The organism is Hyphomicrobium sp., assembly GCF_019744875.1.
Classification (GTDB): Bacteria; Pseudomonadota; Alphaproteobacteria; order Rhizobiales; family Hyphomicrobiaceae; genus Hyphomicrobium_C.
Window position 1 is genome coordinate 1 of sequence record NZ_JAIETU010000021.1, and the last position, 14,488, is coordinate 14,488.

At 60.9% G+C, this 14,488-nt stretch carries 17 protein-coding genes, 1 tRNA gene and 1 pseudogene; 7 read left to right on the forward strand and 12 right to left on the reverse strand.

Going from position 1 to position 14,488, the window contains the following annotated elements; all coding sequences use genetic code 11:
• Positions 1-84: 84 nt before the first annotated feature.
• Both K2Y42_RS20960 and K2Y42_RS20965 read right to left on the reverse strand, forming a co-directional pair.
• Positions 85-282, reverse strand: a pseudogene (locus tag K2Y42_RS20960) (IS630 family transposase); the annotation flags it as partial.
• Positions 237-476, reverse strand: a complete 240-nt coding sequence (locus tag K2Y42_RS20965) for a hypothetical protein (protein ID WP_291156705.1) — start codon at positions 474-476, stop codon at positions 237-239. The gene K2Y42_RS20965 and the pseudogene K2Y42_RS20960, both read right to left, overlap by 46 nt.
• 206 nt (positions 477-682) lie before the next feature.
• Between K2Y42_RS20965 and K2Y42_RS20970 the strand changes: the two genes are divergently transcribed.
• Both K2Y42_RS20970 and K2Y42_RS20975 read left to right on the forward strand, forming a co-directional pair.
• Positions 683-1,081: a DUF2460 domain-containing protein gene (locus K2Y42_RS20970; protein WP_291156665.1), complete on the forward strand. Its 399-nt coding sequence runs from the start codon at positions 683-685 to the stop codon at positions 1,079-1,081.
• 132 nt (positions 1,082-1,213) lie between these two features.
• Positions 1,214-1,450, forward strand: coding sequence for a DUF2163 domain-containing protein (locus K2Y42_RS20975; protein WP_291156667.1), 237 nt, complete (start codon positions 1,214-1,216; stop codon positions 1,448-1,450).
• Here K2Y42_RS20975 and K2Y42_RS20980 read toward each other — a convergent pair.
• The 4 genes from K2Y42_RS20980 to K2Y42_RS20995 are packed head-to-tail and all read right to left on the reverse strand — an operon-like array spanning position 1,409 to position 3,171.
• Entirely contained in the window at positions 1,409-1,741 is a 333-nt protein-coding gene (locus K2Y42_RS20980; RefSeq protein ID WP_291156669.1) for a hypothetical protein, read from the reverse strand. The genes K2Y42_RS20975 and K2Y42_RS20980 overlap by 42 nt on opposite strands.
• Positions 1,738-2,253: a GNAT family N-acetyltransferase gene (locus K2Y42_RS20985; protein ID WP_291156671.1), complete on the reverse strand. Its 516-nt coding sequence runs from the start codon at positions 2,251-2,253 to the stop codon at positions 1,738-1,740. The genes K2Y42_RS20980 and K2Y42_RS20985 overlap by 4 nt, the downstream gene beginning before the upstream one ends.
• Positions 2,250-2,546, reverse strand: a complete 297-nt coding sequence (locus tag K2Y42_RS20990; protein WP_291156673.1) for a DUF1778 domain-containing protein — start codon at positions 2,544-2,546, stop codon at positions 2,250-2,252. Before K2Y42_RS20990 ends, K2Y42_RS20985 begins: the two co-directional genes overlap by 4 nt.
• Positions 2,539-3,171: a hypothetical protein gene (locus tag K2Y42_RS20995; RefSeq protein WP_291156676.1), complete on the reverse strand. Its 633-nt coding sequence runs from the start codon at positions 3,169-3,171 to the stop codon at positions 2,539-2,541. The genes K2Y42_RS20990 and K2Y42_RS20995 overlap by 8 nt, the downstream gene beginning before the upstream one ends.
• Positions 3,172-3,456: 285 nt before the next feature.
• Between K2Y42_RS20995 and K2Y42_RS21000 the strand changes: the two genes are divergently transcribed.
• Positions 3,457-4,914 carry a DNA sulfur modification protein DndB gene (locus tag K2Y42_RS21000; protein WP_291156679.1) on the forward strand — a complete coding sequence of 486 codons (1,458 nt, stop codon included), beginning with the start codon at positions 3,457-3,459 and terminating at the stop codon, positions 4,912-4,914.
• 214 nt (positions 4,915-5,128) lie between these two features.
• Here the strand turns inward: K2Y42_RS21000 and K2Y42_RS21005 are convergent.
• Positions 5,129-5,205 (reverse strand) — tRNA-Met (locus tag K2Y42_RS21005).
• Positions 5,206-5,582: 377 nt separating this feature from the next.
• Between K2Y42_RS21005 and K2Y42_RS21010 the strand changes: the two genes are divergently transcribed.
• The gene (locus tag K2Y42_RS21010; RefSeq protein ID WP_291156681.1) at positions 5,583-6,782 is read left to right on the forward strand and encodes a site-specific integrase; all 1,200 of its coding nucleotides are present in this window, start codon (positions 5,583-5,585) and stop codon (positions 6,780-6,782) included.
• A gap of 31 nt (positions 6,783-6,813) precedes the next feature.
• Here the strand turns inward: K2Y42_RS21010 and K2Y42_RS21015 are convergent, their stop codons facing one another.
• The 5 genes from K2Y42_RS21015 to K2Y42_RS21035 all read right to left on the reverse strand — a co-directional run bounded on the left by K2Y42_RS21015 (position 6,814) and on the right by K2Y42_RS21035 (position 12,678).
• Complete coding sequence (locus tag K2Y42_RS21015; RefSeq protein ID WP_291156684.1) at positions 6,814-9,264, reverse strand: hypothetical protein; 2,451 nt, start codon at positions 9,262-9,264, stop codon at positions 6,814-6,816.
• Entirely contained in the window at positions 9,261-10,850 is a 1,590-nt protein-coding gene (locus K2Y42_RS21020) for a hypothetical protein (RefSeq protein ID WP_291156687.1), read from the reverse strand. Before K2Y42_RS21020 ends, K2Y42_RS21015 begins: the two co-directional genes overlap by 4 nt.
• A 116-nt stretch (positions 10,851-10,966) precedes the next feature.
• Positions 10,967-11,611, reverse strand: coding sequence for a hypothetical protein (locus tag K2Y42_RS21025; protein WP_291156690.1), 645 nt, complete (start codon positions 11,609-11,611; stop codon positions 10,967-10,969).
• A gap of 30 nt (positions 11,612-11,641) precedes the next feature.
• The gene (locus tag K2Y42_RS21030; RefSeq protein WP_291156693.1) at positions 11,642-11,932 is read right to left on the reverse strand and encodes a helix-turn-helix transcriptional regulator; all 291 of its coding nucleotides are present in this window, start codon (positions 11,930-11,932) and stop codon (positions 11,642-11,644) included.
• Positions 11,932-12,678, reverse strand: coding sequence for a hypothetical protein (locus tag K2Y42_RS21035; RefSeq protein WP_291156696.1), 747 nt, complete (start codon positions 12,676-12,678; stop codon positions 11,932-11,934). Before K2Y42_RS21035 ends, K2Y42_RS21030 begins: the two co-directional genes overlap by 1 nt.
• Positions 12,679-13,000: 322 nt before the next feature.
• Here K2Y42_RS21035 and K2Y42_RS21040 point away from each other — a divergent pair, with 322 nt between their 5' ends.
• Genes K2Y42_RS21040 through K2Y42_RS21050 form a run of 3 tightly spaced genes read left to right on the forward strand, consistent with a single transcriptional unit; the run spans position 13,001 to position 14,309 of the window.
• Complete coding sequence (locus K2Y42_RS21040; protein WP_291156699.1) at positions 13,001-13,258, forward strand: helix-turn-helix domain-containing protein; 258 nt, start codon at positions 13,001-13,003, stop codon at positions 13,256-13,258.
• An 11-nt stretch (positions 13,259-13,269) separates the two neighbouring features.
• Positions 13,270-13,527 (forward strand): hypothetical protein, encoded by a 258-nt coding sequence (locus K2Y42_RS21045; protein WP_291156701.1) that lies wholly within the window; start codon positions 13,270-13,272, stop codon positions 13,525-13,527.
• Entirely contained in the window at positions 13,524-14,309 is a 786-nt protein-coding gene (locus tag K2Y42_RS21050; RefSeq protein ID WP_291156703.1) for a hypothetical protein, read from the forward strand. Before K2Y42_RS21045 ends, K2Y42_RS21050 begins: the two co-directional genes overlap by 4 nt.
• Positions 14,310-14,488 lie beyond the last annotated feature (179 nt).

Sequence of the window (14,488 nt, forward strand, 5' to 3'; positions counted from 1 at the left end):
TCGCGCGAGAGTCATTTTTTTGAAAGTGCGCGATCGGCGAGATCAGCCGGGATTTGCATGTGTCACGCGACATGGTGAGCAAGACCCTGCGGCACTGGCAAGGCGCAGCCGCTCGCCCTTCATCGCCCGGCCGCAACGCCGCGCCATGTTGGTCGAAGCCCAGGTCTCGTCGATGAAGATCAGGCGCGCCGGATCGAGGTCGAGCTGACCGTCGAACCACGCTTCCCGCTCCTGCTTTACGTCCGGCCTATCCTGTTCGGCGGCGTGCGCGGTCTTTTTTTGAACGTCAGGCCGCAGCGATCGAGGAAGCTCCACACCGTGCCCACGCCAGCGCTCACCCGGCGCTCGGCCGCCAGCCGCTCCCTGATCTCGGCGATGGTGAGGTCGTCCCTCTCGTCGATCCAGGCCAGGATCGTCTCGCGGTGGGCGTCCAGCTTCGAGCTCTTTGGTTGGCCACGAGGCTTGGCCGCCCGCACGCCCGTCTCGCGCGCCCGGAGCACCCAGACAGCGCAACGTCAACTGGTCGCAAGCCCGAGGCCGCTGGAACATTTCGACCGGCATCCGCAGCCGCGCCCGACATGCATAGGTGCGCGTTCCGCGCACCGTTCTTCCCTGAGACGGTCGCGCGATAGCGCGACCTACTGGGTGATCGCGCACTTCCATGTCGTGAAAGGCCGGGCCTATGGTTTCATTTTCAAAGACTTGCCGCTTCAAGGACTGGAACGACTACGACACCGCCGATCAGGCGATGGTGCAGATCACGACGACGGTCTGGCAGATCGTCAAACGCACCAACCGTTCGGGCCAAGTCTCTTCAGGAAAAAATCCGCACGTCCGCACGATCACCAAGCCGGTTGCCGGATCGGTTACTGTCAAGATTGCCGGAAGCCCGGTTACGCCCGCCGCAATCGATACGCTGACGGGCCGGATCACCTTCGCCTCCGCGCCGGGATCAGCGCCGACCGCCTCGTTCCAGTTCGATGTTCCCGTCCGCTTCGACACCGACAACCTGCCGGTTCAGGCGAACGCCTGGGACTTGCAGATCGTCAACAACATCGTCCTCGTGGAAGTCCTCGAATGAAAACTCTCCCTCCCGCGCTCGCAACCCACGTTGCCGGCGGGCTCACGACGTTGTGCCGCTTGCCAAGCGCGTGGATCGCCGCGACGGCCAAAGCATTTTCGAATGAAAATGCGTCAAATAGCAAGAAAGTCGATGGGCTTTACCGATTTCGATCGCGATCTCGTCTTCGATGCCGTCACCTACAAGGCGGCATCGGGATTCACCGCGACCGCCATCGAAGGACAACTCGGCCTAGCCGTTTCGAACCTCGACGTTCAGGGCGCGCTGTTGTCTGACGCGCTCTACCCAAGGCCGATCTTAACGGCGGACGCAATGAAGGTGTGGCGATCACGATCGCTTCACCTCAGCCGATCGAAGCATCTCGGATGAAAGCCATTGCCTCGCCAATGCAATATCCTCACTTGAAAGCCGTGAACCGGCGATCTTCTCGACAGCGAGCCTCGTTTTGCCGGAACGAACAATTCTGTGCGCATGCGACACTCGGATCTTGCAGCCTGCCTCGGACCAATGGGATGCCGCCTTCAGCCGCTCAATAGCTGTCCCATCATCGATTAGGATGTCCGTGAAGATCGAGACATGCCTGATGAAACAAGCCTTGCCGACCGATTGCAGCGCCCTTTCGAGCTCCTCATCATTCATTTCAAGGTCTTTGCCTTTCAATTGTTTGTCCGGCGGCTCTGAGCCAACCACGCGGCGATGTTGTCGATCGACCGGAACAGTGTTGAGGAATCTGAACTCGACGGCATGAAGCCGCAAGACTTCCAGAACTCCTCTGCCTCGCCGTCGATCGCTCGAACAATGACCGCCCGCCCGCCGATTGTCTCCGCCGCCGCAACGCAACGCTCCAGCGCGTGCCGGAGAAGTGCGCTGCCAACACCCTTGCCCGCATAATCAGTATCGACGGCAAGCTGACCGAACAGAATGCAGGGAACCGGATCAGGCGGTCGGCCTGTGCGAACCTTGCGGGACAGGATCGATGGCGGAACCGCCGTTGGTGCAAGGCCATAGAAGCCAATCACGCGGGTATTCTCCCGGATAACCATCACGCGGGTGAAGCCTTTGGCCTGATTGGCAAGCGCATAGGTGCGCAGCCAATCGTTCAGGGCGGATTTACCGCAATCGAACGCTGCCAGATCGTGATCGGCATTGAGAGGTTCGGGCGGCGAAATCATCCCTTGGACGCTTCACCCCACGGTGCCTTCCGAGAAAGCCGTTCAAGCATCTTGGCGGGGATCGCGGCAACCGGCGCGTCGATGGCGGCGACGAACTGCAGATAAGCCTCCGGCGCCAACCGCACCACGGCCTCGTTGAGAATGGCGATCTGGGCGTCATGAAGCGCCGCCCGGCGCATGAACTCCGTTCGGGAAAGCCCGCGTAAGGTCGCGCCCCGGTCGATGATGCCGAGATCGTCGTCCCGGAAACGCATCGAAACCGCCACGTCCCGCTTTTGGGCCAGATCAACCATGCCGAAACTCCTTGTATTGCGTTCCTATATACACGCTTTCCCCCGGAAAAGCTAGCCCCATGGCCGTTCTGCTTCTCACTGCCGCAGCCTCCGCACCCGAAGTCGGGTGTTTCCGACTTCGGGCATGAGGAATGTTCAAATCGGCAACAGCCGACTTGAATGCAGCGGCCGCCTCGGCGTTTGTCCAGATCGCAGCGGCGGCGAAGTCGACAGGCTCCGAAGCGGCAAAAAGAAACACGTCGACTTCAAGGGGAAGCGGGGCGCCCCGGAACCGCAGCAGCGCCAGATCGCCCGGCTGAAGCTGCTCGAAGCGAAGGGGATGCGAGGGATCGTCGGGAATTGTGCCACCGTTGAGGCGCCAGTTCTTTCCGTTATTGTAGATGATCGGCCGAAGGTTCGAAGGCGGCGACCAAGCAGGAATGGCGCCCGAACCAAAGAAAGTTACGAGCACTGGATGCTTGGCCGGCATAAGCTTCGGCGCTGAAGGATAGAGCTGGTTGACGAAGATCGCTACGTCGAGGTTGATGCCCTTCTGACGGTGATCACCGTAACGCTTAGATTGGAAATGCGTCTCGAAAAACGAGAGATCAGAAGCAGTCAGCCTTCTGAGCGCAAGCTTTTCCACGAATCGACGCCCCCCGACACTACGATCGGATACCACGCCGCTGCCCCGAAGGCACGATCCCCATGTTCTTGGCGTTTCGAGAGCTGCTCCGGCAGTCTATGCTCGACTGGCCGTCAACGGTCGCTATCGACAGCACGACCGGGAACAAAATATGTTGTCCCATGGAACAAATGTTCTTGAAACATTAATGCTCCATGGGACATTATAGTCCTTACCTACGGCGGTCAACGACCAAGCTTTCCGCCATAGGCCTCAGATGCAAACCTGAAACAAAGGACACACGTTATGTACAACAAGATCGGCAGCCTGCCTATTCCTCTCCAGACCCCACAGGAGCTGGACAGCCTCGATGCCCTCGCTAGCGCCGGGGATGTGAACGAGACACCGTTCAACGTCTTCATCGGGCACAATCTCGGCCATCGTGTTTTCACGATGTCAGTGCCCTTCCGAAAGTTTGCCGACATTTCAGCTGTGGCCAACAACCGTGATGCCGGGCCAGTCACCCAGCGTGCGCTCGACGAAGGTCATGCCAAGAAGCTCGCGCTATACATGGTGAAGGGCCTCGTTTCGGCTGCTAAGCTTCGGCGTGCCGCGCAAGGCAAGCCTGTTCCTGAAGCCTTTGATGAGGTTCTTCGGAAGCTTGGCGAACAGCCGTACTTTTCGTTGCAGCCTCTCGTCTGCAATATCCGTGACGTGCCCCCAGGGGGCACCGGCGGAGGAGGTATTCGTGGCATTCGCCTGGAAACGTCGACCGGTGAGACGGCCGCTTTCCGCGTGTTCCTTGCTGAGCGTCACATCCTGTGGGTCGTTGACGGTCAGCATCGCCGACACGCGGCTGACTTGGTGATGACTTTTCTTGAACAGGTCCGACAGACTGGTCGTTACCCTGGGAAGGGAGCCGTACTTTTTCAGGAGAAGGGCAAGGCGGTTACGGAAGGCGAAATGCTCGTGTGGAACGAAGCCTATGAGGCGGCACGCTCCTACGCGACACTCACGATCGAAGTCCACCTCGGCCTCGACATTGAGCAGGAACGCCAGCTGTTTCATGATCTCAACCGACTGGGCAAGCGTGTCGATCCTTCGCTTGCCTTCCAGTTCGACGGCTCCAACCCGATCACGCTCTTTATCAAGCGTAAGCTTGCGGGCGACCTCAGGATGAGCGTTATCGAATCGGAAGTGAAGGATTGGTCTGATGATGAAGGGGCTTTGGTCCTTAAAGAGATCGTTGCGGTCAACGCTGTAGCTTTCCTGAACAAGGGCAACATTGCTGGCGCCACACCGGCGGTCATCGAGCCCAGGGAGGACAAGGTCTTCCACCTTTGGAGCCGCATCGCTGAAATTCCCGATTTTGGGTCGCATAGGGCAAAAGAGAAGACCGTGGCGGCCCAACCGGTGGTGCTTAAGGCACTCGCAAAGATCGCCTACGATTTGAACTTCAGCAACCGCCGGCCCGAGGATGCTGACGATCTCTACGATCGATTTCTACATGAGCTCACGTCAGTGGACTTCTCTCACTCCAATCCAATGTGGCGCTACTACGAGCTCGACGAGTCGCAGCGCCTGGAAAGTGGTCTGAAGGGTTTAGAGGAGTACCTGCCGGAAGCTGTTGGTTCGGCGAACCGGGATATCGGTGCTTACCAAGGCGACCTTTTTCGCTTCGGCGCGAAGCACAACGACATCTACCCCATCCTTGCCGACATGATCCGTTGGGCGATCAAGCTGCCCAATCGGCGCGACGCCTGAGCGCGATTGATTACGGCGTTACGACAACTATAGCCCGCAGGTCTGCATCCAGCGCAAGGCCGACCTTGCGGCGGTCTGTCTCGATGCCGGGAAACATCGTTCGTGTTTCTGAATGGCCCTAAAAAACGGACACGAGTAGCGGACACAAGCAAAAGCCCCGCTGGCGAGAGCCAAGCGGGGCTTTGCATAAGCTGTTGAATGAGCTTTGGTATTTTGGTTGCGGGGACCAGATTTGAACTGATGACCTTCAGGTTATGAGCCTGACGAGCTACCGGGCTGCTCCACCCCGCGTCACTGAGAACCGCGCTTGTATGCGCCGCTGTTCGCAAACGCAACAACTTTCATAACAGTTTGATGTCATTCGGATTTCGGCATCGGCCGCGATCAGGTCCGATTCGAGTACGCGCGCTCACCGGATCGGCAGCGTTTTTCGTCGCGCGCATTCGACGGCGGAACACGGCGCGAACATTCGTTCGAGGCACGGAAGGCGACGGACACAGTGCGGACACGGAACGTTGGGTTCGGGCCGAAAGCCCGCTCCACAATTTTCGCACCGTTGGCTTTCGGCCCTGATTGCACCCGTTCCCGCCATTCATAGGGAGACCCGCAGAGAGCATCTTGCTGACCGGAAATGACCGCGGCTGAGTGCTGCGGAAAGGGTCGAAAGCATGAAGGCGCATCTCACCGAACGCAGCGTGAAAGGGCTTCTGCCAAAGCAGAAGAACATCATCGTTTATGACGAGGAGGTTATCGGCTTCGGTGTCCGGATCACCAGCGGCGGCACTCGCGCTTTCATCCTCACCTATCGGATCGAGGCGCGGGAGCGCCGCCTCACCATCGGCGCATGGCCGGATTGGTCTGTCACCGCCGCGCGGGAAGAGGCCAAGCGGCTCAAGCGCGAAATTGATCTGGGCCGCGATCCGATGGCTGAACGGGACGAGGCCCGTGAGTCGCCGAACGTGCGGCAACTGATCGACCGGTATCTCGAAGAGCATGCGTCGAAGCTCGCGAAGCGGAACCGCCACGATCAGGCGTCGATGCTGCGCAAGCTGGTCGAACCGGCCTGGGGACCACGCAAGGCGGCAGAGGTCCAGCCCGATGATGTTGATCGGCTTCTGCGCCAGATCGCCGGTGGCACCCCGGGTAAACGAGGCCGCAAGCCCACGCCGGTGCGCGCGAACCGCCTCGGCGAAATACTGCGCAAGATGTTCAACTTGAGCGTCCGCTGGCGCATCCGAACCGACAATCCCGCCGCAGGCTTCGCCCGGAATGCTGAAGCGCCCCGGGATCGCTATCTCTCAACCGATGAAATCGGGCGGCTGTCTACCGCGCTTGATGCTCATCCGAACCGGCGCGCTGCCGATGCGGTGCGCCTGATCCTGCTCACCGGCGCACGGCGCGGCGAAGTCCTGAACGCGCGCTGGGATCAGTTCGATCTGGACGCCGCCGTTTGGATCAAGCCTGCCGCTACCACGAAGCAGCGCCGCCTACATCGCGCGCCGATCAGCGCTTCCGCCGCCGCGTTGCTTCGCACGATCCGGCTGCGCGTACCGGAAGATTGCGAATGGGTGTTTCCGGGCGATGCCGAAGGTAAGCCGCTTCAGGACATCAAGCGGTTCTGGGAAGATGTCCGGGCGAAGGCCGAACTGCCCGCCGTCCGCATCCACGATCTGCGCCACACCTTCGCGTCGCTGCTCGTTTCGGGCGGAATGACGCTGCCGATGATCGGCAAGCTCCTCGGCCACACGCAGGTTCAGACCACCCAGCGCTATGCCCACCTGCTCGACGATCCCCTTCGCGCTGGGCTCGAGCAGGTCGGCGATATGCTGCGAGCGAAGCCAAAGCTGGTGCAGGTCGGAGCTTTGTGAGCTCTCATCATACGAAGGCGGTCATCTCAGCTCACGAAATCGCGGCTTTCACAGACGCTCGATGTGCTTCGGCGACAGATCCAACTCCCATCGCCGGACCGTAAACCGAAGTCATGCGATCCATAATGTCTAGCACTGTTTCGCCGAGAAGTTCGGCGCGAGACGGCAGCGTCAGCTGATACAGCGCAACGATGTGCGGGCGGAGGTATTTCTCCAGATGCTGCCGCTGCGCTGCCGATACCGGTGCCGCGAAGCAGGCCTGTGCACACCAATAACACGTCGCCCAGCACTCCAGCAGATCAACCGGCACTTGGCCGTTGACGTTCTGAAAGTAGAGTTGCCGGAGCGGCGAGTTCGCCCCGTGGATCAGCGCGAAGATCAGACGGCCGACGATATCGGTCCAGCCGTTTCGTTTATCATCAGCGGCCAAAACCTTGTCGGGCGGGAGCCGCTTCACCGCTTTGGCGTCTGTCGAATAAGCGGCCTGGCAAACAATCATCAGCATCAGGCGGACGCGCAGCATTTCTATCGTATCGATGCTTCCAGCCTGCTGCTTGTCCTTGAGACGCATCTGGAACTGCGAAACCGCATTTAGCAGGCGATCGCACTCCGCTCGGCGGTTTCGACTTTGCGCCAGCTCGATTTCCCTCAAAGACGGCGTCGGCTCTAATGGCTCGGTCATCGTGCCGCCAGCGAATGGTGGGCTCTTGCCAGAATCTGGATCGGCAGGATCAGACGCTTCATCACTTTGCGTGAGCTCGTGAACGCTCGAGTCTTCATCCTCCACCTCCAGCACCGTCTCTGACGCGCCCAGTAGTCGGTTCAGAACGCTGCGGACGCTGAAATGCGAACTACCAGCAAGGGTGGTGTGAAGGCTCTTTCCCGGTGCAACGCCAGCGTCCCGCCGAGAATTCAAGAACTCCTCATAGGTCAAGACGTGGTAGGTTCCGCCGGCATCTTTAGCCTCGCGGCGCGTGCGCGGTACAAATGCGGCTCCCTCCTCGGCTTGGTCGGCCTGATCCAGTCGCTGAAGGAGGTCAAAGATTTCCAGCGTTTGCAACGAAGCGACGGAGGTGTCCTCCAAGCCGGTCAGCGCCTGCTCCAGCTGGCGAAGCCCTCGTTCACGCGAAGCGATTTGGATGTCCTGCGGATAGGTAATGATGGCCGGCGAGGACCATTGCTCGTGCGGTCGCTTTGCGATGGCGAAGACCGGCGCAGCATCCCGCACCGGCGCGCCCAGGCGATATCTCCGCACAGGGCCATCGCTCTGAAGCGGCACAAGTTCTACAATGACTTCCTCGCCTCGCTGATCTTGCAAGGCCAGATCGCAAGCGACATTGGCGTAGTTGGGCGACGGACACCAACTGAGTTGATCGCCCAGGATTCGGAACTCGCCCGGATTCGCCGACGCGAGTCGCTCAAGTTCGATCTCGTCTTCGGGAAGCTCGCGGGAAGGAATATCGGCGATCGAAAGCGGTTCGCTCGAAAACACATCGGCCAGATCAAGCTCGGTCAGCGCCGAGCCTGGCGGGAGACGACGATAGAGCGATGCCTCCGCATTGATACCGGGTATGGTGCCAGCACCGAGCGCCGCCACGGTGCAATTGGCACTGCCAAACAGGACATGGTCCGCGTTTGCGCCCTGGGCGATGATCATCTTCGCGTGGATGAACCGCGATTTGAATGCCTTGCCGCGATCATAGAGGCGTAACATCGGCGAAAGCCCAGAAGGCACTGTCGGGAATGCGGTCACTTCCTTATCGATCAGCGCGGAAACCTCCGCGGGCTTCCACGCAGACGTCAGATACTGAAGCGCGGCGAGTTGCTCGTCCCAGTATGGGCTGACGACGAACAGGCGGTGGATGGGTTCATCGACGAGACCGATGAAACGATCGGCCAACGCAGCGCCAGCGCCGCTCGCGAGGAAAGCAGCCAGCGTTCCGTCGGTCAGTGAGACGGCTCCCAGGGCAGACTCCGTTTCGGATAGCCAAGGGGTTCGCCGCCGCAGAAATTCCAACTGCGCCTCCACTGCTGGATCGCCTTGGTCGAGATGCCGGAGCAGATAATCAAATGCCTGGCGCAGAATCCTTTGCTCGCCACTCGGTTCAGCCGTTGCTCGGAGCTCGCTGACGATCTCGAGGTTGCCTGCGATCCCACTGGCGGTCAGGTTGGCCGACCCTATAAGCAACCGTCCTTTCCGGCGCCCAAGTTGAACAAGCAGTTTCGGATGGAAGACGCCGCCAGCGCGTTCCCCCTGCGCGCCTGAGACCGAATAGAGGCGGCCAGCGTAGCGCGGCAGCCGGAAGGCTCCGTCAAGAGAGGCCGTCACCATCCGACTGTCGCAGAGCAGGAGATTGTTGCGGCATCCCGCGCCGCGAAGCCTAGAAAGGACAATCGTTTCGTAGGCGTCGAAGTCGACATTGAAGGTCGAAGCGATGCTGGAGTGATAACCTCCTTCGGAATATTTCTCGTAAAGCTTCATGCGACGGCTAAAGCCTCAACGCCGTAGGATGTGAGGCCTTGCCCTCCAAGGACATGGATGTCCTTTAGGAATGTGATCGCCGGCTGAAGGCGCGGATTGGTGTAGACGGGACCATCCTGCTTCCGCCGTCGCAACCGGCCATTCTGCGATTCAATGAGGAATGTGTAGTCTTTCTGCTGGCGCAGTTTACGCATCGCGACGGCAAGATGGCGCCGGACCACACGCTCCTCGACAAGCCGGGCGACTAGCTCCCAGAACCCTTGGTTCTCATATTGTTGCAGGAATGCTCGTTCGCTCAGCAAGGAGTGGAACGCGTCATTGGTAAGCGGCCCCAATTCCGTTTCGAGTGGCCAGGCCTCCTTTAGACTGCGCTTGTGCAAGGCCGCCAAGAGCAGAATGGCCTTGAATGCCGTTTCACCGTCTACAAAGCCATTGGCGCGACGGGCTGTTCGCATAATGTCGTCAGCCAGCGACCACTCGCTTTCCGGCCGGGCTCGGTCGCTTGCATTGTCTGCAAGCTCGATTCCGTCAAGTAACGCCCGCCAGCTCTTCGGAGCTGCACCGGAAGCCACCCGCATATCTGCAACAAGTTGCTCCAGCAGCTGCCGCGGAGGAATACCCGCCGGTTCCGCGCCCAACGTATCAAGAACAAATCGCAAAAGCGTTTCGAGCGCGACATGGCAAAGATCATTGGCCTGATAGATGCGCCAGCGTTCGCAGTGCGCAATCAAAGCTGTATCGGCAAGTTCGAGACGAACTCCATCATGGGTCTGTCCCGCATAAAAAGCCCAACGGAGTTCCTCGGGATCTGGAGGGCTGCCGAGTATCTCCGCAACCTTAAGCACAAGGAGCAGCGTCTGTGTCCGAAATGACCCTGGCGCATCCTCATCAGCAGACTTTCTAAACAGCACGCGCTGATAGACATCCCGCTCCGCGCTGTTAAAGGCAATCTGCGACGGCGCAAATGAATTCAACGCATCCAATTCGGTGAGCGTCACGAGCCCGCGTGCATGCACATCTTTGAAAAGTTGCGCCGCTTCGCCCATGGCCGATTCAAAACCTTCAGCGAGCGCCACGCCCGACTCCTTGCTGGGGAGCGGGATGCCGTGGCCTTCGCCACGCGATAGAACGCCGATCTCATAAAGCTGGCTTTGATAGGCTAGCCCAAAGACGCCCCAGCTCTGGGCGAAATAGTGATCATCCGATTCCGGCGCGGCGGCTGCAGCGAAGTCGATAGGGATTAACCCACCTCCCGCCTTCGCGGCGGTCACCGCGCGGATGGCCCACAACGTTCCCGCAACACCGAACTCGCCGCCGGCCTGGTGCGCGATCAGGGCGTAGAGGGCTTCCGCACGGCGTAGGAACATACGCCAAACCTCTGGATCGGTGCTGCCGTTTGATTGTAGGTAGTGGCGCACCAGCCACGGATAGAGACCGTAGTAGCGCATGCGCAGCGTCACGTTACCGATGCCGGGAATGAGGCGCTGATAGAGGGCCACACTGCTGTTCTGCATGCCGAGTGGGTCGAGACCGCCCTTATCGGCATAGTATGTCCATTCAGGTATGTTCAGAGTATCTACCACCATCTCCCCCACTTATTGTTTGGTCACTATTATCATGTGTGATCCATTCTCAGTCCTCTAATCGCGCTTTTGAGAAAGGAAGCATCGGCCTTAGGGCGAAGTGGCAACCCGACCGCTTGTTACTGGTGACTGCTAGATGCCAGCTCCCTCCAGATCGCCGACACCTTCCGCCGCACCGTCCGCTCGTCCGGTGGCGGGAAGTCTTCCCGGCCCGCAAACCAATCCATCATATCGCGCACCAGCTCGCCCTGGCTGACCGGCATGCCGTGATCATGCACGCGCCGGGCGATGGCTCCTGCGAAGGCGTCCCAATCGTGCTTGGGCGGCGCGCCCGGCCCGGCGGCGCGCCTTGCTTGTGTTGATGCCTTCGGGCCGCTCTCGGCCGCACCCGCGTCGAACAATCCCCAGGCGCGCTCGCAACGCTCAAACTCCTTGCGCAGGATGATCACGTCGGCGGAGTTGACGGCGACACCGTCGACCGGGCGCGCAATCCACTCCCACTCCGTCTTCTTCGAACGGCGGAAGCGCCGCACCAGCGCCGGCTTGCGCGATGCGCCGTCACGCCGGAACAAGGCGACCACGTCCGCGCCGTCGATCTCCACGATCCCGGAGGCGATCTGCTTGTCGGTCGTCTCGACCGTCGGCAGCACGGCCGAAAGTGCGATCTCGCCGTCGATCGCCCAGCCCGCGATGTCGAGGGCGGGAACCTGCCAGCGGATCGCAGTGTCGGTAACGGTCAGGAAGGAACGGGGCGGTGCTGGCATCGGATCGAACTCGTCAGTGGTTCATTTTCATCATTTGCTGCTGGAATTCCTTGTGTCGCGGCTGCGTCGATAGAGCGTGACCACGGCTTTGATATCGCCGCGAAGATCGGGCGGCAGGCGCCCTGCCTCGCAGAAGAGATCGTCGAGCTTCACTTCAAGGATGGCGGCGACGCGCTCGACGAGATCGTCGCGCGGCGGGTTTTCCTGTTCGCGCTCGACACGGCTCCAATACGCGGGCGAGACGCCCAAGCGCTCGGCAAACTCGTTCAGGCCGAAGCCCTTGTCATTGCGGTGAAAGCGGACGGTTTGACCGAAGGCCATCAGATCGCACTCCTGGTTTCAAAGCTCCGCCCGATGAAACCGCCCTTCGCCAACCGCACCGACATGAAGGCGGCGGTCACGCCGAAGGCTTCGGCGAGGTCATCGACCAGCAGGCCGAGTGTGCCTTCGCTCGGATCGAGATCGACGAAGGGAACGGAGCGGCCATCGGGCGTCGCGCGCCAGCGGAACGGCAGATCAAGGGCGCTTGCGTGCTTCGGCAGCACACGCGCCAGCTTGTCGGCCGGAACCAGAAATGCGCCCATGAACTCGTCGGCCCGCCATTCGACCCAATCAATCGGCGCGCCGGGCCTGGCGATGGCGGGCGCAACCGATGTTCGGAACGTCCGCCGGATATTGCCGCCCATCGCCGCCGGCATGTCGAAGATGGCGTGCGCAAACTCGTGCGCGGCGGTCGACCGAATCACCTCCGGCTGATGGGCAAGCAGGCTGGCGTTGACGCTGATCATCACGGTGTCGGGCAGTTCGGGATCGTTCTCGCAAACGCCGAGCGCCTCGTGGCCGTTCTCGTCGTGGATCGGTCGATCAAGGCCCCAGGAAAGGGTGATCGGCTTGCCGTTGACGGCAAGGCGCACCGTCTTCGCGATCAGCGCCGACACATCGACCGGCCTTGGCTGAATCCCGAACAGGCGGCTGCGGATATCGCTGGCGATGCTCGCGATTGCCTTAGCGCTCAAGCGATGGGGATCGCCCGCCGCGGTGCTTGGATATGCGATGGCCAGAACCATCTCCGTCTCCTTTCATAACCCGATTGGTCAACAGTAAGTTCTTGATATGTTCTTTCTGCTCCGGAGTCGAGTCGATTTTTCGGCGGCCGCGCTTTTGCGTTGTGGATTGACGGCAACGTCCGCGCAGCCTCCGACGGCGGACTGAAGCGGCCAAAACACGCTTGCGCTTGTTTATGCCCGTGTTTCCGCCCGTAATCGGCCCGACTTTGTGCCCGTGCCCTATTGTTTCCGCCCAGTTTGCGCCCGTTTCAACCCTGCCTGACGCCGGCCCGCCGTGGTCCCTTTGCGGTCATCAGAACCGCAAGAGCGCAGGGAAATGGGCATGGACGATCAAGTTAACGCGCAACGAAACGGGGATGCCTCCGGCGCCCTGATGCAGGGTTGGATGGGTCGGCGCGAGGTCGCCGAAGCGCTGGGGATCTCGGCGGCAACACTGCAACGCTGGCAAACCCGCCGGATCGGCCCGCCGCTCGTTCGGATCGGCCGCCGCGTCTTCTATCGCGCTGATGCTTTCCGCGAATGGATGATCGCCCAAGAGCGCGGGCCGGTGGTCTCGAAGCGCCCGGGGTCCGCCCGATGATCGCGCCCCTGATGATTGCCGAGCGCCTCGAAGCCCGCGCGCTCGCCACCAATGCCGTCCGCTCCGCCTTCTATGAGCGCTTCGGCGAACACCCTTCCGCTGAAGATCGCCTGTGGCAGATCGATCCGATCGCCCGGCTGGATTTCGTCGGCGATGTCGAACTGAAACTCGGCGTGGCGTTCCGCGACGAGGATGTCGAATTCCTCGAAACCCCGTCCGACCTGATCGAACGCGGCGCCGAGATCCTGATCCGTGGGGGCGTGCGATGAGCAACCCCTTCGAACGGCATGGCATCGGCCATCTCTCCGCCTCGTCCCTCAATCTCTGGGCGGCGGAACCTGCGCTCTGGATCATGGAACGCCTACTTGGGCGGCGCTCGCCCTCGGGCATTCCCGCCGCGCGCGGCAAAGCAGTCGAGGCGGGCGTCAATATCGGCCTGCACGATCCAGCGCTTCCCGTTGAGGCCTGCATCGCGGAAGCGGAAAGCGCCTTCGATCGCGAAACCGCGCTCAATCCCGATCCGCGCCGCGACGAGGAACGCAAGAAACTGCCGGGCTATGTGCGCGGCGCGCTGGCCGAACTTCGGCAATATGGGTTGCCCGATGCCGATGGCTATCAGGGCAAGGTTGAAATCCGCCTGGACGATATCGCCGTTCCAGTGATCGGCTTCGTCGATTGGCGCTTCTCGGCCCACGGACTGATCGTCGATCTCAAGACCACCGAACGGTTGCCTTCGGTGATCGGCGCGAGCCACGGGCGCCAGGGCGCGGTCTACGCCACTGCCCACGGCAACTTCGGGATGCGCTTTGCCTACGCCAAGCCCGCTCCGGCCAAGGGCGATGGGCGGCAGGTCCAGGTTCTCGAAATGTCGGGCGATGATGTGCGCGCGCACCTCGCGGCGCTTCGGCTGATCGCCCTCTCACTCGGGCGCTTCCTCGCCCTCTCCCATGACGCCCGCGAGCTCGCGGGTCTCATCGTCCCGGACTTCGACAGTTTCTACTGGTCGGACCCATCCGTTCGCGCGGCTGGCCGGGATGTCTTCGGGTTCTGAACCCTCAACCGCTCAAGGCTCAACGCTCAAGGAGACGAACAATGGCACTCAATATCGGCGCTTCCGGCATCATCAGGCCTTACGTCAAATACAACGCCAAGTCGGACAAGTGGTTTATCCGCGCGGAGGGCGGCGGCGATCTGGAAATCGCGCGCCCGACCTTCCTGCTTGATCTCGCC